Origin of the sequence: Nesterenkonia xinjiangensis (assembly GCF_013410745.1) — a bacterium.
Taxonomy (GTDB): Bacteria; Actinomycetota; Actinomycetes; order Actinomycetales; family Micrococcaceae; genus Nesterenkonia; species Nesterenkonia xinjiangensis.
Window position 1 is genome coordinate 1,861,938 of record NZ_JACCFY010000001.1, and the last position, 20,127, is coordinate 1,882,064.

19 protein-coding genes are annotated in these 20,127 nt (G+C 69.2%); 11 read left to right on the plus strand and 8 right to left on the minus strand.

The window, feature by feature from the left end:
• Nucleotides 1-27: 27 nt before the first annotated feature.
• The 6 genes from HNR09_RS08495 to HNR09_RS08520 form a co-directional block, all read right to left on the minus strand.
• The gene (locus tag HNR09_RS08495) at nucleotides 28-654 is read right to left on the minus strand and encodes a methylated-DNA--[protein]-cysteine S-methyltransferase (protein ID WP_179541640.1); all 627 of its coding nucleotides are present in this window, start codon (nucleotides 652-654) and stop codon (nucleotides 28-30) included.
• On the minus strand, nucleotides 651-2,225 hold the full coding sequence (locus tag HNR09_RS08500; RefSeq protein WP_281366343.1) for an AlkA N-terminal domain-containing protein: 1,575 nt from the start codon (nucleotides 2,223-2,225) through the stop codon (nucleotides 651-653). The genes HNR09_RS08495 and HNR09_RS08500 overlap by 4 nt, the downstream gene beginning before the upstream one ends.
• Nucleotides 2,226-2,321: 96 nt before the next feature.
• Nucleotides 2,322-2,990: a hypothetical protein gene (locus HNR09_RS08505; protein WP_179541641.1), complete on the minus strand. Its 669-nt coding sequence runs from the start codon at nucleotides 2,988-2,990 to the stop codon at nucleotides 2,322-2,324.
• 136 nt (nucleotides 2,991-3,126) lie between these two features.
• Nucleotides 3,127-3,576 (minus strand): PTS sugar transporter subunit IIA, encoded by a 450-nt coding sequence (locus HNR09_RS08510; RefSeq protein ID WP_179541642.1) that lies wholly within the window; start codon nucleotides 3,574-3,576, stop codon nucleotides 3,127-3,129.
• Nucleotides 3,573-3,806: a PTS sugar transporter subunit IIB gene (locus HNR09_RS08515; RefSeq protein ID WP_179541643.1), complete on the minus strand. Its 234-nt coding sequence runs from the start codon at nucleotides 3,804-3,806 to the stop codon at nucleotides 3,573-3,575. Before HNR09_RS08515 ends, HNR09_RS08510 begins: the two co-directional genes overlap by 4 nt.
• Before the next feature lie 66 nt (nucleotides 3,807-3,872).
• The gene (locus tag HNR09_RS08520; protein WP_179541644.1) at nucleotides 3,873-4,940 is read right to left on the minus strand and encodes an SIS domain-containing protein; all 1,068 of its coding nucleotides are present in this window, start codon (nucleotides 4,938-4,940) and stop codon (nucleotides 3,873-3,875) included.
• A 134-nt stretch (nucleotides 4,941-5,074) separates the two neighbouring features.
• Between HNR09_RS08520 and HNR09_RS08525 the strand changes: the two genes are divergently transcribed.
• From HNR09_RS08525 to HNR09_RS08540, 4 genes are all read left to right on the plus strand, one after another.
• Entirely contained in the window at nucleotides 5,075-5,854 is a 780-nt protein-coding gene (locus HNR09_RS08525) for a GntR family transcriptional regulator (RefSeq protein ID WP_343047494.1), read from the plus strand.
• Nucleotides 5,855-5,988: 134 nt separating this feature from the next.
• Nucleotides 5,989-7,206: a PTS transporter subunit EIIC gene (locus HNR09_RS08530; RefSeq protein ID WP_179543109.1), complete on the plus strand. Its 1,218-nt coding sequence runs from the start codon at nucleotides 5,989-5,991 to the stop codon at nucleotides 7,204-7,206.
• Nucleotides 7,203-8,351 carry an N-acetylglucosamine-6-phosphate deacetylase gene (gene nagA / locus HNR09_RS08535; RefSeq protein ID WP_179541646.1) on the plus strand — a complete coding sequence of 383 codons (1,149 nt, stop codon included), beginning with the start codon at nucleotides 7,203-7,205 and terminating at the stop codon, nucleotides 8,349-8,351. Before HNR09_RS08530 ends, nagA begins: the two co-directional genes overlap by 4 nt.
• A 167-nt stretch (nucleotides 8,352-8,518) precedes the next feature.
• On the plus strand, nucleotides 8,519-9,352 hold the full coding sequence (locus tag HNR09_RS08540) for an aldo/keto reductase (protein ID WP_179541647.1): 834 nt from the start codon (nucleotides 8,519-8,521) through the stop codon (nucleotides 9,350-9,352).
• 93 nt (nucleotides 9,353-9,445) lie between these two features.
• Here HNR09_RS08540 and HNR09_RS08545 read toward each other — a convergent pair whose 3' ends face one another.
• Nucleotides 9,446-11,548 carry a BCCT family transporter gene (locus HNR09_RS08545; RefSeq protein ID WP_179541648.1) on the minus strand — a complete coding sequence of 701 codons (2,103 nt, stop codon included), beginning with the start codon at nucleotides 11,546-11,548 and terminating at the stop codon, nucleotides 9,446-9,448.
• Nucleotides 11,549-11,889: 341 nt separating this feature from the next.
• On the opposite strand from HNR09_RS08545, the gene HNR09_RS08550 reads away from it, so the two are divergent.
• The 7 genes from HNR09_RS08550 (at nucleotide 11,890) to HNR09_RS08580 (ending at nucleotide 18,901) form a co-directional block, all read left to right on the plus strand.
• Nucleotides 11,890-13,539 carry a sodium-dependent transporter gene (locus tag HNR09_RS08550; RefSeq protein ID WP_179541649.1) on the plus strand — a complete coding sequence of 550 codons (1,650 nt, stop codon included), beginning with the start codon at nucleotides 11,890-11,892 and terminating at the stop codon, nucleotides 13,537-13,539.
• On the plus strand, nucleotides 13,539-13,643 hold the full coding sequence (locus tag HNR09_RS08555; protein ID WP_179541650.1) for a methionine/alanine import family NSS transporter small subunit: 105 nt from the start codon (nucleotides 13,539-13,541) through the stop codon (nucleotides 13,641-13,643). The genes HNR09_RS08550 and HNR09_RS08555 overlap by 1 nt, the downstream gene beginning before the upstream one ends.
• A gap of 275 nt (nucleotides 13,644-13,918) precedes the next feature.
• Nucleotides 13,919-15,259 carry an endonuclease/exonuclease/phosphatase family protein gene (locus HNR09_RS08560; protein WP_179541651.1) on the plus strand — a complete coding sequence of 447 codons (1,341 nt, stop codon included), beginning with the start codon at nucleotides 13,919-13,921 and terminating at the stop codon, nucleotides 15,257-15,259.
• Nucleotides 15,260-15,373: 114 nt separating this feature from the next.
• Complete coding sequence (locus HNR09_RS08565) at nucleotides 15,374-16,483, plus strand: hypothetical protein (RefSeq protein ID WP_179541652.1); 1,110 nt, start codon at nucleotides 15,374-15,376, stop codon at nucleotides 16,481-16,483.
• A 104-nt stretch (nucleotides 16,484-16,587) separates the two neighbouring features.
• Complete coding sequence (locus HNR09_RS08570; RefSeq protein WP_343047495.1) at nucleotides 16,588-17,706, plus strand: glycerophosphodiester phosphodiesterase; 1,119 nt, start codon at nucleotides 16,588-16,590, stop codon at nucleotides 17,704-17,706.
• Nucleotides 17,703-18,035, plus strand: coding sequence for a thiamine-binding protein (locus tag HNR09_RS08575; RefSeq protein WP_179541653.1), 333 nt, complete (start codon nucleotides 17,703-17,705; stop codon nucleotides 18,033-18,035). The genes HNR09_RS08570 and HNR09_RS08575 overlap by 4 nt, the downstream gene beginning before the upstream one ends.
• Nucleotides 18,036-18,163: 128 nt before the next feature.
• On the plus strand, nucleotides 18,164-18,901 hold the full coding sequence (locus HNR09_RS08580; protein WP_179541654.1) for a metallophosphoesterase family protein: 738 nt from the start codon (nucleotides 18,164-18,166) through the stop codon (nucleotides 18,899-18,901).
• 61 nt (nucleotides 18,902-18,962) lie between these two features.
• On the opposite strand, the gene HNR09_RS08585 is transcribed toward HNR09_RS08580, so the two are convergent.
• The gene (locus HNR09_RS08585; RefSeq protein WP_179541655.1) at nucleotides 18,963-20,033 is read right to left on the minus strand and encodes a universal stress protein; all 1,071 of its coding nucleotides are present in this window, start codon (nucleotides 20,031-20,033) and stop codon (nucleotides 18,963-18,965) included.
• Nucleotides 20,034-20,127 lie beyond the last annotated feature (94 nt).

A 20,127-nucleotide genomic window follows, 5' to 3' on the forward strand; every position in this document is an offset into this window, starting at 1 on the left:
CTCATCGAGTGGGGGAATCTCCTACCGCTAAGTCGCCGATTCCGGCTGTGAGTGGTCGTGAATCCCCCACTCGATGGGGAGTTGGTCGTCTGTCTGGCTCTGCCCGCCCGGATCGAGGGGGAGCTGGCCACCGCGCTCCAGGGCCAGCAGCTGCTCCTTGCGGGGGACCCCGCCGCCGTAGCCGGTCATGGATCCGTCGGCGCCGATCACCCGGTGGCAGGGCACGATGATCGAGATCGGGTTGCGGCCGTTGGCCAGCCCCACGGCCCGGGAGGCCCCCGCTCGTCCCAGATGCGCGGCGAGCTGCCCGTAGGTCCACGTCTCTCCGTAGGGAATCTCACGCAGCCCGGCCCATACGGCCCGCTGGAACTCGGTGCCGACGGCGGCCAGCGGCAGGTCGAAGTCTTGTCGTTCGCCGGTGAAGTACTCGTCCAGCTGCTTCCCGGCGCACTGCACGACGTCGGCGGCCTCCCGACGGCCTACGCGTTCGCCCCAGCTCTTCACGGTGGTGTGGCGGTGCTCCTGCATGTACACCCCGGTCAGCGCCTGGCCGTCGGTCACCAGGGCCAGCTGACCCACGGGTGAGTCGATCAGCGAGTGGGACAGTGAGTGGGACAGCGTGGTGATCGGAGTGGTCGTGTGGCTGGAGCTCATCGGAGGGTCTCCTTCTGTAGGGACGGGTTCTGTGGCAGGCGGGCGACGGCGTGGTCGCTGCTCGCCCACAGCAGCGCGGTGGTGTAGGAGCGCCAGGGGCGCCACGCGTCGGCTGCCCCGGCCAGTCGGCGCGGATCCCCGGGGAGCCCCAGGGCCTCGGCGGCCAGGCGCGTACCCAGGTCGGTGGCGGGGAAGGCGTCGGGGTCCCCGAGCCCGCGCAGCGCGATCATCTCCACGCTCCAGGGGCCGATGCCGCGCAGCGCCGTCAGCTCGCGGCGCACCTCCGCCCAGGGGGCACCGACGTCGAGCCGGAGCCTTCCGGTGGTGAGCGCCTCGGCCAGCCCACGCAGGGTGGCTCGGCGGGAGGCTGGCATCCCGGGCCAGCGCGCATCGTCCTCGGCCGTGGTCAGTGATGCAGCGGTGGGGAACAGGTGAGTGGGGCCTCCGGGCAGGAGCAGTGCCTCGGGCAGCGGCTCGCCGAACGCGCGGGTCAGTCGGGCGCCCATGGTGCCGGCGGCCTGGGTGGAGATCTGCTGACCCAGCACCACGCGGAAGGCTTGCTCCTCCGGGTCCGGGCTCCCGGGGAGCCGGCAGCCCGGGAGGCGCGCCACCAGCGGCGCAAAGTCCTCATCGGTGCGCAGGGCGTCGTCGATCCCCACCGGATCGGCGTCCAGGTCCAGCATCCGCCGGCAGCGCTGCACCGCCGAGGTCAGGTCCCGCAGGTCGGTGAGCCGCAGCTGCGCCTCGATCCACCCGCGGTGCCCGTCGTCGGGACGCAGGGAGACGACGCCGGCACCGTGGGGCAGGCGCATCGCCCGGTGCAGAACACCGCCGGAGGGATGTCCGGGTGCCTCCTGAGGGTGCCAGGTGTCCACACTGGGCACGGCGGTGGCGATGAGGTGGCCGAACAGGCTGGGCACATGCAGCGGGGGCCGGTAGGCCAGGCGCAGGGTGAGCAGATGCGGGGCCGCGGGGGTCGGGCGGATCGCGGAGGCGCGGCCGTTGCGGCGCGCGCCGCGCAGCTCGGTGGGGGAGGCGGCGAACACTGCGCGCACCGTCTCGTTGAAGGACCTCACCGAGGCGAACCCGGCGGCGAACGCGATCTCGGAGAAGCTCAGCCCGGTGCCCTCGATCAGGGTCCGCGCGGTGGAGGCGCGCTGGGCACGGGCCAGGGCGAGCGGGCCGGCGCCGAGTTCCTCGCGCAACACCCTCTCCACCTGCCGGGAGCTGTAGCCCAGGGCGGCGGACAGTCCCTCCACCCCCGAGCGATCCACCTCGCCGTCGGCGATCAGCCGCATCGCTCGGGCGGCGGTGTCCTCCCGGATGTTCCAGTCCGGGGAGCCGGGGGAGGCCTCGGGGCGGCAGCGGCGGCAGGCGCGGAAGCCTGCTCGCTGAGCCGCGGCGGCGGTCGGATGGAAGGTCAGGTGCTCACGTTTCGGGGGCGGCGCAGGGCAGCTGGGTCGGCAGTAGATTCCGGTGCTCGTCACGCCCACGTAGAGCCGCCCGTCGAAGCGGGCGTCACGGGCGCGCACGGCCTTCACGCAGGCGTCGGGGTCGAGCATCAGGGTCATCGGCACAGCACCAGCATGCGCCAGTCGGGTCCCTGGTGCCAGCAGGAATCCGACATCGTTGTGGCGACGCCGTGACGACCCCGACGGGGCCGCTGCTCAGCGGGAGGAGCGTGGCGGGCGGGGGATGCCGCCCGGGCCCGCGCCGCCTGGTCCCTGCGGGTGAGTGTCGCCGCCGTCCCCTTCACCGGTGCCTTCACCGGTGGGGCGACCGGCCCCACGGGCAGGGTCCGCCGTATCGGCGGGCAGCGGCTTGGTGGCCTCGAGGGACTCCCGCGGGCCGGAGTCCCTGCTCTTCCTGCCCGTGATCTTCCGGTCAGACCCCGTGGCCCCCGACCCCTTGGTCGCGGGGACGTCGGCCGCCGCGTCAGCGGGCCGGGCACGCCGCCAGGCCCGATGCGAGCCGAGCAGGACATACGCCACCAGCAGAGCCAGGGCGAGCAGGCCGTCGATGATGAGGGTGGCCCAGGCGCCGTCGGCGGTGTCCAGCTGGCTCCAGGCCAACAGTGCCAGGCCGAGTTTGTGCAGGAACGCCAGCTCGAGCACCCCTGGGTAGCCGGTGGGGCGCCAGGCGACCAGGGCGAAGAGTCCGGCGAAGACCACCAGCCCGAAGCCGCGCCAGGCCTCGTTCAGGAGATGCTCGGAGCCTGCATCGCCCAGCTGGGCGATGCTCGCCCCCGCGGCGGCGGCCGCGGCCAGGGCGGCCAGGATCAGCAGGGCTCGTCCCGCGACGGCCCGCTTCGCCGCCGCATCCGGGGTGGTGGTCATCGCAGCTCCTCTGCTCAGTGCCTGGCATGTGCCCCGCGCCCGACATCTCGCGGACGCGGTCCCTGAGTGTCAGGGTAAGGCAGTCGCGGCCCGCTGACCAGGGGTGCTGATGTGGAACCGCGGAGGTGCGGGACGCTCAACCGGCGACGTCGAAGAGGGCGTCCCCTGGGGAGACCTCTGATGCGTCCGTCGGGGTGACGGAGTCGGCGGGCTGGTCCAGCGCCACCACCGGGATGATCGTCGAGATGCCTTCTCCGCTGATGTTCCCGGGGGTCCATCGCACCATGGGGTCGCCCTGGGTCACCTGGTCGCCCTGCTGGGCGAGGACTTCGAAGCCCTCTCCCTCGAGCCGGACGGTGTTGATCCCCAGGTGGACCAGGATGCCCACCCCGTCCTCGCCCTGGATGACGAAGGCGTGCGGGTGGACTTTGATGACCTTCCCCGTAACGGGTGCGCCCACGGTGGTCTCCTCCGGCGCCGGGTCCAGGGCGATGCCGGGGCCCACCATCGCGGAGGAGAACACCGGGTCCGGGACCTCCGTCAGCGGAAGGACCCGGCCGGGGCAGGGTGCGGCGACCCGGGTCAACGCAGGTCCTCGATGTCCTCGGCGATGGTGTCCGCCTCGGGTCCGACGACGACCTGCACGACGTTGCCGCTGATCATCACGCCGTGGGCGCCCGCGGCCTTCAGCGCGGCCTCGTTCACCTGGGAGGCGTCCTCGACCTCGGTGCGCAGTCGGGTGATGCAGGGTTCGATCTCGATGATGTTGTCCGATCCTCCGAGTCCGGCGAGGATCTGCTCTGCACGGTCAGCCATGATGGGCTCCTTCTCTCAATGATTCTACGGGTGTGCGGTGATGGAACACGGTGAGGGCAGGTGGAGTCAGGCGTCGGTGCGGGTCACCTTCGCCAGGCCCTGGGGTGCATCGGGGGAGAGTCCCAGGGAGCGGGAGAGCTGCTCGACGACGAGCTGCATCGGGATGATGTTCACCAGGGGTGCCAGTGTCTCAGGCAGCTCCGCTCCAGGGACATGGACGCCGACGGCTCGCTGGAACTCCGCGGAGCCGCCGACGCCGATGACGGTCGCCCCGCGGTCGGCGAGGTCCTGGGCCAGCTGCACCATGGGTGTGCTCAGCGGGCCGTCGGCGGCGGCGTGGACGACGGCGGCGACCCCTTCCCCGACGGCGGCGATGGGGCCGTGGCGCAGGTCGGCGTAGGAGTAGCCTCGCACCGGACGCAGGCAGGTCTCCTCGATCTTCAGCGCGGTCTCCAGGGCGGTGCCCATGAGCAGACCGCGGCCGGTGACCACGGTGGTGGCGTGCGAGCCGAGCGTCTCCACGGCGGGGTCCACACCGGCGCGGGCCTGCAGGATCCGTGCGGCCTGTGCGGGGGCTCGTCGCAGCTGATCCTCCAGGGCCGCGGCGGCGGCGACGTCGCCGTCCTGACGGAGGGCGGCGACGCTGAGCAGGACCATTCCGACCAGCTGTGCGGTGTAGGACTTCGTGGCGGGCACGGCGAGCTCATCGCCCGCCTGGGTGACCAGGGCGACGTCGGCCTCCTGGGCCAGCGGGGAGTCGGCGCCGTTGGTGATCGCCACAGTGGCGGCGCCGCGGCCGCGTCCCCAGCGCTGGGTCTCCACGATCTCCTCGGTGCGGCCGGACTGGGAGACGCTCACCAGCACGGTGTCTCGGAGGTCCAGATCGGCCCGGTAGTGCGTGGCGACGCTGGGGGAGGCGAGTCCGCCGAGCACCCCGGCCTGGGTCTCCAGGAGGTAGCGGCCGTAGACGGCGGCGTTGTCACTGGTTCCTCTGGCGGCGAAGAGCACGCGACGTCGGCCGGTGAAGAGGGCACCCAGGGCGTCCAGGGTCTCCGGGGTGTCCAGGAGGGCCTCGATCGTGTGCTGGAGGGATTCTGGCTGCTCGGCGGTCTCCCGCGCCATCTGTGTGGTCATCTCCACCTGCTTTCGGGAACGGTCCGACGTGGAGAGCCGGAGCGGTGGTGGCGGTCTTGACAACATGTGTGATGACCGCCATAGTCAACTGGTACGTACCAGACCGTATCAATCCGGCGAGGAGTTGTCGAGAGGTGGATCACGTGGCCGACGCAGGGGCTCACTCGGACCAGGCCGTCATCACAGGCGGCCCTGAACCCAAGCACATCCAGCTCAGCGCCGTGCTCGCCCGGATGGCCTCCGAGGAGCTGGGCCCCGGGGTGATGGTCCCCTCGGAGCGCGCCCTGATGGTCACCTATGGGGTCTCGCGGGCGACGGTCCGCAAGGCGGTCGACACGCTCATCGTCGACGGGCTGTTGCGCCGGGTTCAGGGGAAGGGGACCTTCGTCGTGGAGCCTCGGCTGGAGAGCCGGCTCCACCTGGCCTCCTTCACTCAGGACATGCGTCGCCGCGGACTGCGTCCCACCACCCGGCTGATCAGCTGCGAGGCGGTCGAGCCCCCTCCCGAGGCAGCTGCCTCGCTGGGCATGACGGGCGGCGGCTCAGGAGGGAAGGTGTGGGCCCTGACCCGGGTGCGCTGCGCCGATGACCGGCCCATCGCGCTGGAGAACGGCTGGTACCCGGTCTCGCTCTTCCCCGAGCTGGACCGGCGGAACCTGACCGGGTCCCTCTATGAGATCTTCGCCTCCGACTACGGGGTGTCCATCGACTCCGCCGAACAGACCCTCTGGGGCGAGTCCGCGGACCGTTCCCTGGCTCAGCTGCTGGAGAGTGAGATCGCCACGCCGCTGCTGGTCTTCCGGCGCGTCTCCCACTCCGGAGGCCAGCCCGTGGAGCACGTGGTCTCCCGGTATCGGGGGGACCGGTACCAGGTCCACATGAGCCTCAGCCGGGACGAGACGTCCCCCTCCTGAACTGCACGACTCCGCACAGAACCTTCACACAGAACCGCCCAGACACCACCGATGCACTCGCCCCTGGAAGGAGCACTCCCGTGAGCTCAACTGAACCCGCCGACGGCGGCACAGAGACCACCAAGAGATCGAAGATGCCGAAGGTCAATCTCGCCCCCGTGCAGAAGTTCGGCCGCAGCCTGCTGCTGCCGATCGCCTCGCTGCCGGCCGCGGCGCTGCTGCTGCGCCTCGGTCAGCCGGACCTCCTCGGGGCCGACGGCCTGGGCTGGGACCAGGTCGCCTCCGTCGTCGGCAGCGCCGGTGACGCCCTCTTCGCCCACCTGCCGCTGCTCTTCGCCCTCGGCGTGGCCATCGGCATGGCGAAGAAGGCCGACGGCTCCACCGCGCTCGCCGCGCTGATCGGCTACCTGGTCTACGACGCCGTCACCGAGGCCATGTCTCCGCTGATCCTCGGTGCGCCCGCAGAGGGTGAGGAGCAGGCGATGATCAACTTCCATGTGCTCGGCGGCATCATCATCGGTCTGGTCGCGGCGTTCCTGTGGCAGCGCTACTACCGGATCAAACTGCCCCCGTACCTGGCCTTCTTCGGCGGACGGCGCTTCGTGCCGATCGTCACCGCCCTGGCGGCGATCATCATCGGGGTGCTGATGAGCTTCATCTACCCGCTGTTCGACTCCGGCATCACCGCGCTGGGCGAGTGGGTCGCGGCCAATGCGGTGCTCGGCGGGTTCGTCTACGGCATGATGAACCGCCTGCTCATCCCCCTGGGTCTGCACCACATCCTGAACAACCCGCCGTGGTTCATCCTCGGCTCCTATGAGACAGCCGACGGCTCCGTCGTCCACGGCGACATCGCCCGGTTCCTCAGCGGGGACCCGACGGCCGGAGCCTTCATGACCGGCTTCTTCCCGATCATGATGTTCGCCCTGCCGGCAGCTGCCCTGGCGATCTACCACGCGGCTCGTCCGTCGCAGAAGAAGATTGTCGGCGGTCTGATGGGCGCCGGCGCCCTCACTGCCTTCTTGACCGGTGTGACCGAGCCGCTGGAGTTCAGCTTCATGTTCGTCGCGTTCCCGCTCTATGTGCTGCATGCCTTCCTCACCGGCACGGCCATGGCGCTGGTGAACTTCCTGGAGATCAAGATGGGCTTCGGCTTCTCCGCCGGCCTGTTCGACTTCGTGCTGAACTGGAACATCGGTACTGACCCCTGGCTGCTGATTCCGATCGGCCTGGCCTATGGTGCGCTCTACTACGTCCTGTTCCGTGTGGTCATCCGAGTGTGGAACCTGAAGACCCCCGGCCGTGAGGACGACGACGCCGAGTCCACCCCGGCCTCGGAAGAGCGCGCATGACCCTTGTCCACGCGTCGGCCGCTCTCACGCCCGACGGCGACATCTCCCCCTGGTGGGTTCGCCTCCGGGGGGAGGTGATCGTCGAAGCGGGGCCGGGTGAGCCGCCTGAGCCTGCGGAGGTGACCATCGCCGAAGGCGTGCTGTCCCCGGGCTTCGTGGACGTCCACGTCCACGGCGGGGGTGGAGCCTCCTTCCTCGACGGTCCGGACGCCGCCCGGACGGCGCGCGCCGCCCACCTGCGTCACGGGACCACCACCATGCTGGCCTCCCTGGTCACCGACCCGTACCCGGCCATGCGTACTTCGCTGGCCGGGCTGCGCCCGCTGGTGGACTCGGGTGAGATCGCCGGAGTCCACCTGGAAGGGCCGTGGCTGAACTCTCGGCGCCGGGGCGCTCACCACGAGGAGCACCTGCGGGATCCTGACGCCGAGGTGCTCGACGAGTTCCTCGCCACCGGTCTGATCCGCATGGTCACCCTCGCTCCGGAGCTGGCCGGCGGCATGGAGGCGGTGAGCAGGATCGTCGAGTCTGGCGTCGTCGCCGCCGTCGGCCACACCGAGGCCAGCTATGAGCAGACCCGGCAGGCGCTGGCGCGCGGAGCCAGCGTGGGCACGCACCTGTTCAACGCGATGCCGTCGCTGCACCACCGGAGGCCCGGGCCGATCGCCGCCCTGCTGGAGGACCCGGAGGCCTGGGTGGAGCTCATCGCTGACGGGATCCACGTCCATCCTTCGGTGCAGCGGCTCGCCTTCACCACGAAGGCGCAGCGCTGCGTGCTGGTCTCGGACGCCATGTCCGCCGCTGCCGCCGCCGACGGCCGGTATCGGCTGGGCAGCCTCGAGGTCCGGGTCGACGGCGGCGAGGCGCGGGTGGTCGAGGCCTCCGGGGAGCTGGGCTCGATCGCGGGCTCCACCCTGACCGTCTCGGCGGCGGTGCGGCACAGCGTGCTGACGGCCGACATCCCGCTGGCGCAGGCGCTGATCGCGGCCACGGCCAATCCCGCCCGGATGGTCGGGCTCGAGGATGTCGGGGCGCTCGCGCCGGGGAATCGTGCTGATCTGGTGCTGCTCGACGATGACCTTCAGGTCACCGGTGTGATGTCGCGGGGAGTCTGGCAGCCGGGGACTGCCGGGTCAACCGACTGATCCTCGCCGGGATCGACGTCGCCGGCTCTGCCGTCGTCGGGCGGACACTCTTTGTTGCATCGATGGAATCAATTCGGTGGTTGCTGGAATGAACCGGGGCCCGGTGTGGTTCGCACCTGCCGTGAGCGTTCTCGCTCGCCAGTGAACCCGTGAGAGAGAAGGAATCGATGACTGCAGTACCCACTGTCACACTCCACGACGGCACGGAGATCCCGCAGTTCGGCTTCGGCGTCTGGCAGGTCCCGGCAGATGATGCCGAGCGTGTGGTCGCCAAGGCCCTCGAGGTCGGCTACCGGCACATCGACACCGCCGCCATCTACGGCAATGAAGAGGGCGTCGGGCGCGCCATCGCCGCCTCCGGGATCCCGCGCGAGGAGCTCTATGTGACCACCAAGCTGTGGGTCTCGGACTTCGGCCGCGCCGAGGCCAAGGCCGCGATGGAGACCTCCCTGCAGAAGCTGGGCCTGGACCACGTGGACCTGTACCTGACCCACTGGCCGGCCCCGGCCACCGACAAGTACTTGGAGGCCTGGCAGGGCCTGCAGGACATCGCCGAGCAGGGGCTCTCGACCTCCATCGGCGTGTCCAACCACCTGGGCGAGCACCTGGACCGGATCGCTGAGCTGGGCGGTCGCCAGCCGGTGATCAACCAGATCGAGGTCCACCCGTTCCTCCAGCAGCGTGAGGTCATTGCCGCCAACGAGAAGCACGGCATTGCCACCCAGGCCTGGAGCCCGTTGGCCCAGGGGCAGGTCTTCGACGAGGCCCCGGTGGTCGCCGCCGCTGAGGCCCATGGGGTCTCCCCGGCTCAGGTCGTCATCCGCTGGCACCTGCAGCAGGGACGCATCCTGTTCCCGAAGTCGGTCACCGACGAGCGGATCGCCTCCAACTTCGACGTCTTCGGCTTCGAGCTCACCGCGGAGGAGCTCGCCGCCATCGACGGACTGGAGAAGGACGGCCGCTTGGGTCCGAACCCGGCAGAGTTCAGCCCCGGCTCCTGAGGCGACGCGGCCTGACAGGCCCAGACGCAGCAGTGCCCCCGCCCGGATCACTGGGCGGGGGCACTGCTGCGTCACCAGGAGGTGCTCAGTGCATCACGTCTTCGTCGAGTCGTCCTCACCGGCCGGGGCGTCGTCGCTCGTGGCGCCTCCGTTGCCGTTGCCGACCAGCTCGTCGTAGATGTGCTCGGACTCCTGCTCCCACCCTTCAGCAGACTCCGCGAACTCGGGAGTGCTGAACTGCTCATGGCCGATCGGATCGTGGTAGTACGCCTCTTCGTCCAGGTTGAGCGTGCCGGTCTCGGGGTTCACCGACGTGGCGTGGGCCGGGACATCGTGGAGGGCGAAGACCATCTCGTCGGTCGTCGTCGGGACAGAGTCCACGGTGCCGCGGCCGGTCCCCGAGGGAAGCCCGGACAAGGTGGATGAGGTGCCGCCGAAGAATCCGGAGACGGCGCGACCCTGACCCGCGAGCATCCTCCGCAGGTTCCGTTCGACCGCGGGCCCTTCCTCGGCTCCTGCCACCTCGCGTGCGGCGTCCACCAGCGAGGCGGTGGAGGCCTGCGGACGGATCCGCACGTAGCGGGGCGCCGTCGCACCCTCGTAGTACAGCATCCGAATCATGCCGATCACCGCCAGCACCAGCACGATGGACAGCGGGGCGGCTGCCGCGATGGAGCTGACCTGCAGCACACGCAGGGCGGCACCGGCCGCTTCCCCGGCTGCAGCGATCAGGATGATCGCTGCCGCACCTTCCACCAGTGCCCAGAACACTCGCGTCAGGCGCGGGGTGTCGGGACGACCGCCGTGGGAGAGGATGTCCACCACGAGCGAGCCGGAGTCGGAGGAGGTGATGAAGAAGAACGCGATCACCAGGATCGCCACCACCGCGGTGATGGAGGAGAGCGGCAGCTGTTCCAGGAGGGTGAACAGCGCGGCCTCGGTGCCGATGTTTCCTTCCGCATCCACCATGATGCCCTCGGTCAGCTGGTAGTAGATGCCCGAGGAGCCGAAGATCGAGAACCAGATGATGCCGATCATCGTGGGGGCGAGCAGCACGCCGAAGACGAACTGACGGATGGTGCGTCCCCGCGAGATGCGGGCGATGAACATGCCCACGAAGGGTGCCCAGCTCATCCACCAGCCCCAGTAGTAGATGGTCCAGTCGGCTGACCAGCCGCCGCCGCCGTCGCCTCCGGCGTAGGAGGCTCCGGTCTCGAACATCAGCTGCGGGAACGCCCAGGCGTACTCGCCGGCATTGCCCACCAGCTGCTGGAGCAGGAACAGGGTCGGGCCTGCGAACAGCACGAAGAGCGCCAGTGCGGCGGCCATGGACATGTTGATGTTCGACAGCCACTTCAGCCCCTTGTGGACGCCGCTGATCACCGAGATGGTGGCGATGGCGGTGATGCCCACGATGAGCCAGGTCAGGAGCCCGACGTTGGACTCCGCCCAGCCCATGAATTCCAGGCCCGCGGCGATCTGCTGGACGCCGAGGCCCAGCGAGGTCACCACGCCGAAGACGGTGCCGACGATGGCGACGATGTCGATGAGGTGGCCGACCCAGGACTCGATGAGCTTGCGGCCGAACACCGGCTCCAGCAGCCAGCGGATGGCCAGGGGGCGCCCCCGGCGGAATGTCATGTAGGCCAGGCCGAGTCCGACGACGACGTAGATCGCCCAGGCGTGCAGGCCCCAGTGGAAGAGGGACTGGCCGATGGCGGTGCCGGAGAGCTCCGCCTGGGTGGCCATGAGGGTCTCCCCGGCAGCGTCGACGCCGACCTCACCACTGATGTCCGGCGGTGCCACGAGGTGCCAGAGCGGCTCGGCCACACCCCAGAAGACGAGGCCGATGCCCATGCCGGCGGAGAACAGCATCGTGAACCAGGAGACCAGTGAGAACTCCGGCTTCTCGTCGTCCCGGCCCAGGCGGATGTTGCCGGCTTTGGAGAGCCCTGCCCAGATGGCGAAGACCACGAATCCGGTCACGATGGCGATGTACCACCAGCCGACTCCGTTGACGATGTTGCTGTTCAGCGTCTCGAACGCTTCGGCGCCATGCTCCCGGCCGTACCAGGTGGCGAAGATCAGCGCGACGGCGATGATGAGTACAGCCGGGATGAACACTGGCTTGTTGAGGCTTCGCCAGGTGCTCGTCACCGACCAATGGTTCACTTCTGCTTCGGTAGGCGAAGCCATGAACTCCTCCTTGGTTGTGGATACCTAGAAATCTGTATCTCGTCCGGTCTTGTGGCCGGTCTCTTCGGTCATGGCGCACACATGAAAACGACGGCGCTGCCCTGCGTGCCGCCGGGCCCATCCGTGTCGATTCGGGCCAGGTGAGCATGTCGCAGAGACGTCGACGCCGTCGGAGTCATGACGCAGCTCATTCTCAAATGACTGACTTCCATCCTCCATTAGGCCTTAAGCCGTCCGCCCAGGGCAAGCCGTGCGGCCCTGACTGGTGACTATGGCACAGAACTTCTGTCAATATTAGGGATTATCCAATCATTTCTTCTTCTTCCGTCAGGAGAGAGACCATGAGCACCTCTGTCGGCTCCTCGAGTGCGGCCGGCGGCGTGAGGGTCCGAGAATCCTTTGCCGGCCGCAAGGCCTTCATCCTCACTGCCATCGGTTCGGCAGTCGGGCTGGGCAACATCTGGCGCTTTCCGTACATCACGTATGAGAACGGCGGCGGCGCCTTCCTGATCCCCTACCTCATCGCCCTGCTGACCGCGGGCATTCCGATCCTGCTCTTCGACTACGCCGTGGGGCACAAGTTTCGTGGCTCTCCGCCCATGGCCTTCAAGCGCCTGCACCCGGGTGCCGAGGTCATCGGCTGGTTCCAGGTGGGGATCTGCTTCCTGATCTCCATCTACTACGCGGCGATCATCGCCTGGGCGGCCAGCTACACATGGTTCTCGCTCTCCCAGGCCTGGGGCGATGACGCTGAGGGCTTCTTCTTCGCCGAGTACCTCGAGTACGACGGCGGCGGAGCCGAGGGCGCGGGCCTGTCGGTGGACTTCGTGGCCCAGGTGGGGTGGCCGCTGATCGCCGTCTGGGTGCTGCTGCTCGTCTGCCTGGCCATCGGGGTGCGGCGCGGGATCGCGACCGTCTCGCTGATCGGGATGCCGGTGCTGTTCGTGATGTTCGCGATCCTGGTGGGCTACTCACTGACCCTCGAGGGCGCCGCAGACGGTCTGAACGCCCTGTTCACCCCGGACTGGGGCGCGCTGACCGACGCCACGGTGTGGATCCAGGCCTACGGGCAGATCTTCTTCAGCCTCTCGGTCGGCTTCGGCATCATGGTCACCTATGCCTCGTATCTGAAGCGCCGGTCGAACTCCACGGGATCCGGCCTGGTCGTCGGATTCGCGAACTCCTCGTTCGAGATGCTGGCAGCGATCGGCGTCTTCGCCGCGCTGGGCTTCCTGGCGATGGCGGCCAACACCGCCGTGGACGAGGTCGTCTCCTCGGGCCTGGGCCTCGCCTTCGTGGCCTTCCCGACGATCATCTCCGAGGCTCCTGCCTCCGCCCTGGTGGGCGTGCTGTTCTTCGGCTCGCTGACCATCGCCGGCTTCACCTCGCAGATCTCGATCCTGGAGGTCGTGATCTCCTCGGTGAAGGACAAGACCGGCTGGTCGCGGGGGCTGACCGTCGCCGTCGTCGGCGGCTCCAGCGCGATCGTCTCGATCGTGCTGGTCGGCGGAGTCTCGGGTGTGACCATCCTGGACACGGTGGACGCCTTCTCCAACAACATCGGCATCGTCGGCGGCGCCTTCGTCGCAGTGCTGCTCGTGGCCTGGGTGTTCAGGCGGCTGGACGTGCTGGCCGCCGGCCTGAACGCCTACGGCTCCTTCAAGGTGGGCCCGGTCTGGAAGACGCTGATCGGCATCGTGATGCCGGTCGTCCTGGGCGTGCTCCTCTACATGGACATCAGTGACAAGGTCGCCGAGGGCTACGGCGGCTTCGACACTTGGGTGGTCGCCACCTTCGGTTGGGGATCCCTGGCGCTGGTGATCGTGCTCTCGGTGGTGCTGACGCTGGCTCCGTGGAGCAGCCGTTCGGCGATGAGCATGGAGGACCCGGACATCGATGAGGACAACTACGACGAGCTGGTGGGCTCCGGTGGCGTACGCCGCACGGGCCCGGCCGCCGCGTCGTCCGACGTGGAAGGAGATGGTCGGTGATGGACACCGCAGCGATCCTGATGATGCTCGTCGCGCTGATCACCGTCTGGGGTGGTCTGGTGGCGGCGATCGTGCACCTGTCCAAGAACCCGGACCCCGAGTGAGCTGAGCGGCGGGTGCAGCCCGCCCTATGAGGCCTCGTGATCCGGGGCGTCGAAAAGGCCCGTCCCAGCGTGTGGCACGCCGGGGCGGGCTTTCGGCGTCCTGAGGCCTCCGACCTGGAGTGATGCAGGCCACTCCCACGGCAGGATGCATTCACATCACGCTGAGGTCACAGAAATGAATCGATACACCCCTCCTGGGTCACACCTCAGTAACTGTTCAAGATTTGACCTGATCCGGGTTGGATCGCGCATTCCCTGCGACTACGGTGTTCAGCATGCCCACAGGACCACGCTCGTGTGTGCCCGGGATCCGGCACACCCTGTCACTCGGCGTCACCGTCGGTCTGGCCGGAGGACTCCTCCTCGGAGGGGCCGTTCCAGCACAGGCGACGCACACGCCGGACGGGGAGGATCCCTCCACGCCGACGATGCCGTCCTACCCGGCACCAGGTCAGCCGATCTCCGTCCCGGAGCCTGACGAGGCGGATGACGACGGTGGCGACACCACCGTGGAGAAGGCTGACGGTGACCTGCGTGTGGCCACCCTGAATGCCGGGCTGACCGGAGGCTCCCCGGAGTCCGTTCTGGAGGCGCTGCGGGGTGGGATGAACTCGGCGGCGCGCGTCGTGGCCCGCACCGCGCATCTGAACGCTCCTGATGTCATGGTCCTCACCGGTGTCACGCATGATGCCGACGGCATGATCGCCGAGACTCTCAACGCCCGATACCTGGCACCGGCCGGCCTGGACTTCCCCTACGTCTACACCGCGCCGACGAACTCCGGCATCGACTCGGGCACTGACCTGGACGGGGACGGTCGCATCGGCGGTCCCGGCGACGCCCTCGGCTACGGGGAGTTTCCCGGCCAGCACGGCATCGTGATCTTCTCCGCGCACCCGATCGTCGAGGACGAGGTGCGCACCTTCCAGGACCTCCTCTGGAGCGACATCCCGGACAACTCCCTCCCGGACGCCGACTACAGCGACCTCGACAAATCAGTCCTCCGCCTGGCCTCGACCTCCTTGTGGGACGTCCCCGTGGAGGTCGGCGAGGAGGGTGAGACGCTGCACGTCATCGCCAACGGGCAGGCCCCCGAAGAGAACGCGCGGGGCTTCGACGCCGAGCGGGCCCTCGATGAACGACGCATGATCGCTGACTACGTCTCCGCCGATCCGGCGGACTCCTGGTACATCCAGGATGATGCGGGAGAGTCCGGCGGCCTGACCCCCGGCTCCTCCTTCGTGATCGCCGGCGAGCCCGGCTCCGTCCCGGGGGAGGGCGACCCCACCGCGCTGGATGCGGAGCGGGGCGAGGACCGCGAGCTCCCGCTGCTGGACTCTCCTGCCGTTCAGGATCCCCTTCCGGAGGCCGTCACCGAGCGGGAACTGAGCGCGCGCCCCGGCAGCGAGGACGGCACCGACCCGCACGCCACCCGCGCCGTGGAGGGCGAGGAGGACCGTCGTGTCTCCCTGGTGCTTCCTGACGCCGAGGCTGAGGTGACTGACAGCGGGGTCTTCTGGCCCGGCGAGGGCGAGTTCGGCTTCGACCTGGTGGACCCGCAGGCCGGGGCTTCGTTGCGGGATCGCCTGGTGTGGGTGGACCTGGGCATCTCCTGAACGCCTCACGTTCATCCGGGTCCATGCGTTAGTCTCCCTGACAGGACGTCTTTCCCGCTCCTGCGCCGTCGGACCCCCGGCGGTCTGGAGCTGCCGAACCCCCGGAGCTGCAGCATGATTCCTGATTCCCTGATTCCCCGTGGCGGCGAGGTCGACCGCTCGCAGCCGTCCCCCAGCGCGCCCGCACCCGCCCGCAGCTCGCGGCCTGGCCGCGCTCCGGCACAGCATCGGAGCCGCCGCACCTCTGTGATGCGCGGCGCCGCGGCCGCGTTCTTCGGCCAGCAGGCGCTCTCACTCGCCTCCAAGCAGACCTTCGATGACGACGGTCGCCTCACTCCGGGCGCGGAGAGCTTCCTGACCCGTGCCGTCACCGTGCAGCGGCCCCTGGTGATGGCGAATCTGCGTCATCTTCGGAAGAACCACCCGACACTGACCAACCGCCAGCTGGCTCATCAGCTGGACAAGGAATTTTCCCGGGTGATGACCGGCACCGGGGCCGCCATCGGCGCGACCGCGGCGATCCCCACGGTGGGCACCGTGGCCTCGTTGGGCCTCTCCGCAGTCGCGACAGGCGGGTTCCTGGAGACCTGCGCACTCTACGCACAGTCGGTGGCGGAGCTCTCCGGTGTCTCCACTGAGGATCCACAGCGCGCCCAGCTGCTGGTCATGGGCATCATGCTGGGTGAGGAGGGGCGCCAGCTGCTCGGCGAGCTCTCCGAGCAGGTGGGCGGGCGTGGTCTAGGGCCAGTCTCCACACTGGTGCCGATGCGGACGCTGGCCAGTTCCTCCAGCATGGGTGGGCTGGTCGTGAACCAGATCAAGCGGCAGTTCGTGAGGCGCTTCTTCCTGCGGCAGGGCACCACGATGGTGGCCCGCGCGATCCCCTTCGGCATCGGCGCCGTGGTGGGTGGGGCGGCGAACCAGATGCTGGCCAGGCAGATCATCCGTACCGCGCACCGCACCTTCGGCGAGCTGCCGGAGGAGACTCCGCAGTCGCTGGTGGAGGACATGCGCCACGCACTGGAGCGGGAGAAGCACCGCGCCGACCGCAGAGAGCGCCGGAGGAAGAAGAAGAGCCTGCGCGCCGAGCGCCGGACGGTCCAGAAGGAGCGCCGAGGAGATCGTTCCGAGCGCCGCCGCGAGCTGAGGCTGGAGCGCGCCCGCCGACGCATCGAACGCGCCGAGACGACTCTGCAGAAGGCCCAGGCCGAGGAGTCTGGGTGAGCACCTCCGGCGCAAGCAGGCTTCGCCAGCTGTTCACCCGACCAGCCCCAGGGGCGTCGTCCGGGGGTCGCCTCCTGTTGTCCTGCCGAGACTAGCCTGACACCGTGCGTGGTGAGAACACTGACGAGAACCTGTCCCGCGAAGGCCCCGGAGCCCAGGGGCCGGCCCCTCGGCTGGCGCGGGCTCAGCCGGTGGGGCGCATCCCGGACCCCGCGCTGCACCATCTTCCTGCAGATCTGGATCTGATGTCTGGGGCGCGTCGGCCGCGCCGGGCGAAGGTCTATGCCCATCGGGGCTCCTCGGGGCTGTTCCCGGAGCACACGCGGGCGGCCTATATGCGTGCCCTGGACGAGGGCGCCGACGGGATAGAGATCGACGTGCATCTCACCCGCGACGGCGAGGTCATCTGCTTCCACGACCCTCTGGTGGGTCGCACCACCGACGGCCACGGCGCCGTCGCCGACCTCACCCTGGCGCAGATGCGCCGGCTGGACGTCCACTCCTGGAAGACCCCCCGGCTGCCCGGTGAGTACGGCCGGCCCGCCGAGCAGCTGATGACCTTCCAGGAGCTGCTGGAGCTGCTGGCCGACGCCGGCCGGGACGTCGGGCTCGCCGTCGAGCTCAAGCACCCCTCACCCTATGGGCACCAGCTGGAGGAGAAGGTCCTGCAGGCCCTGCTGCGCTCCGGCTGGGACCCCGAGACCTCGCTGATGCCGGGCCGCGCGACGCCTCCGGGGAACTCCGAGGGGCGTCCCGGCCGCGTCCCCCAGGTGGACGTCTCGTTCATGAGCTTCTACCCGGGTTCGTTGCAGCATCTGGCCGACATGGTGCCGGCAGAGAAGCTGTGCGCCCTGTTCGACCTGGTCACCGCCCAGCAGGTGACTCGCCGTCTGCAGCATCTGAAGCTCTCCTTCGCCGTGAGGCCGGTGGTCTCCGCGGTCATGCGCGGAGCTGCCCGGGACGCCGAGGCCCTGGTGTGGAACTCCCAGGTCGGCCTGGCCGGTCCAGGGATGCACTATGTGCGCGAGCGTCGTGCCGATGTGAAGGCCTGGCTGGCCCGCGGCCTGGGGCTGCGCGTATGGACGGTGGACGAACTCGACGACGTCGAGCTGCTGCTGGCGCTGGGGGTCCAGGAGATGACCACGAACTTCCCCGCGCGTGTCATCGCCGCGGTGAGCGCCCCTGGCCAGGAGGCGGGGTCCGTCCCTAGTCTGGTGTCATGATCGTTGCATTCTCCGTGGCACCCTCCGGCACTCCGCAGCCCGGCCATGCGGGCGAGACCGAAGACGGCTCCGTCCATGATGCGGTGGCGGCTGCCGTCCGAGTGGTCCGCGAGTCAGGCCTGCCGAATCGCACCAGCTCGATGTTCACCGAGGTCGAGGGCGAATGGGATGAGGTCTTCGCGGTCGTCAAGCGCGCTACCGAGGCGGTGGCGCCCTTCGGCAGCCGCATCTCCCTGGTCATCAAGGCCGACATCCGCCCCGGACACAGCGGCGAGCTCGACGGGAAGGTCGCCCGTCTCGAGTCCGCGCTCGACGCCTCGGGGGAGTAGACGACCCACGGGTCCCGGCGAACCACATTCCGTGCGCGATTCCGTGCGCGTCAGCCTGAGCAGGAGCCGGGCCTCCGGAGCGGACAGAGCCCGGATCTCCTGAGCGGCGCCATGTCTATCATGGGTGGATGCGAATTGCCGTGATCTCGGACGTCCATGGAAACCTGCTGGCCTTGGACGCGGTCCTTGCCGATGCAGCCGAGCAGTCCGTGGATCAGCATGTGAACCTGGGGGACCTGCTCTCGGGAGGAGTGGCACCCCGGTTGACAGCAGATCGGCTGATGGACGCAGGGATGAAGACGATAGCCGGCAACCACGAACGCCAGCTGCTCACCCTGAGACCGGAAGAGATGGGTGCCTCAGACCGGTTTGCCATGTTGGACGTCACCGCGCGACAGCGCGACTGGCTGGCGAGTCTGCCCTCGACACTGGTCGTGACCGACGGTGTGCTCGCATGCCACGGGTCGCCCGACGACGACCTCACCTACCTGTTGGAGACCGTGGAAAGAACTGGGGTGCGTCCGGCCACCGACGATGAGGTGCGGGCGCGGCTCGGTGCTCATACGGAGTGGTCTCTGGTGCTGTGCGGACACACCCACATCCCTCGATCCCTGCGCCTGGCGCAGGGCCCTCTGATCGTCAACCCGGGGAGCGTGGGGTGGCCGGCCTATGCGGGCGACGAACCGCATCCGCACGTGATGGAGGCCGGGACGCCCCACGCGCGTTACGCAGTCCTGGATGACGCGAGTGGGCGATGGGAGGTCGAGTTCCGCTTGGTCGCCTATGACTGGGAGTCCGCCGCCCTGATCGCGGAGTCGCATGACCGCCAGGATGTCGCCCGTGCCCTCCGTACCGGGCGAGTCTGACTCCTCGAGACCTGGGGCTCCTGCCCCGGTGCGCGGCTGAACACGGGGCCCAGCTGCCCCACTACTCGCCGAGGATGGGCCCGAACTCCGGCCGGTCCGCCAGACGCCGGTCCTTCTTCTCCGGGACCACCATCAGAGGCCCTTCGGCGTGGTGCAGCACTCCCTGGGAGGTGGAGCCGAGCAGCATCCCGGCGAATCCACCACGGCCGCGGGTGCCCAGCACCGTGAGCTGCGCATGGCGGGTCTCCTCCACGAGCACGTCCACCGCGGTGCCGTCGATGACCTCCGCGTCGATCTGCAGGTCGGGATAGTGGCTGTGCAGCCAGCGGCGCCCGGCCTCGAGCTTCTCCTTCAGCTCCTCCACGGCCTGGCCGTCCTCCACATGGGTGGGGATCCACACCAGGGTGGCGCCCAGCGGGGGCAGCGCACAGACGATCCGCAGCGGGACGCCCCGCTCGCTGGCCTCCCGGGCGGCCACCAGGGCCGCCACACGGCCGTAGTCGGAGCCGTCGACGCCGGCCACCACGGAGCGCCGGTCTTCGCTGCGGGTCCCCGAGGAGGAAGTCTCCGCCGTCGTGCCGGGGGTGATGATCGGGATGGCTCCGGTGGCCGTGGTGACGGCGTTGGACTCCTGGGAGGAGAACTTCAACGGCACCACCACCGTGGGGCATTTGGCGTGTGCGGGCAGGGCCGCGGACACCGATCCGAGCAGTCGGCCGAGGAACCCTCCGCGGCCGCGGCTGCCGACCACCAGCACCTCGGCGTGCTGCGAGTAGTCCAGCAGCACCCCGGCGGGGTCGCCGGACTCGATGGCGTAGCCGACCTCCCCGGGGTAGTCGCGCAGGAACTCCTTGGCCTGATCGATGACCTTCTCCGACCCCTGGCGCAGCGCTGACTCGTCCATCAGTGCATAGCCGCCGTCCATGGAGGAGGCGGCGAAGGCAGGTAGGGAATAGGCGGTGACCACCGTCAGCGGCAGCTTCCGTCGGTTGGCCTCCGCGGCGGCCCAGTGCGCCGCGCGCAGGGACTGTTCCGAGCCGTCGACGCCGACGACGACTCCGTGCGGACGTGAGCCGCCGGGCCGCTGGCCTGAGGCGCCCGGTCCGGGGTTCTGAGCTGGTGAAACGTTCATCCTGGCCTCCAAGCCACGTCGGGTGCCGCGTGGGGTGAACCCATGGTACAGCCAAGGTATCGCAGGGTACGAGAGATGGAACACCCCAGCTCAC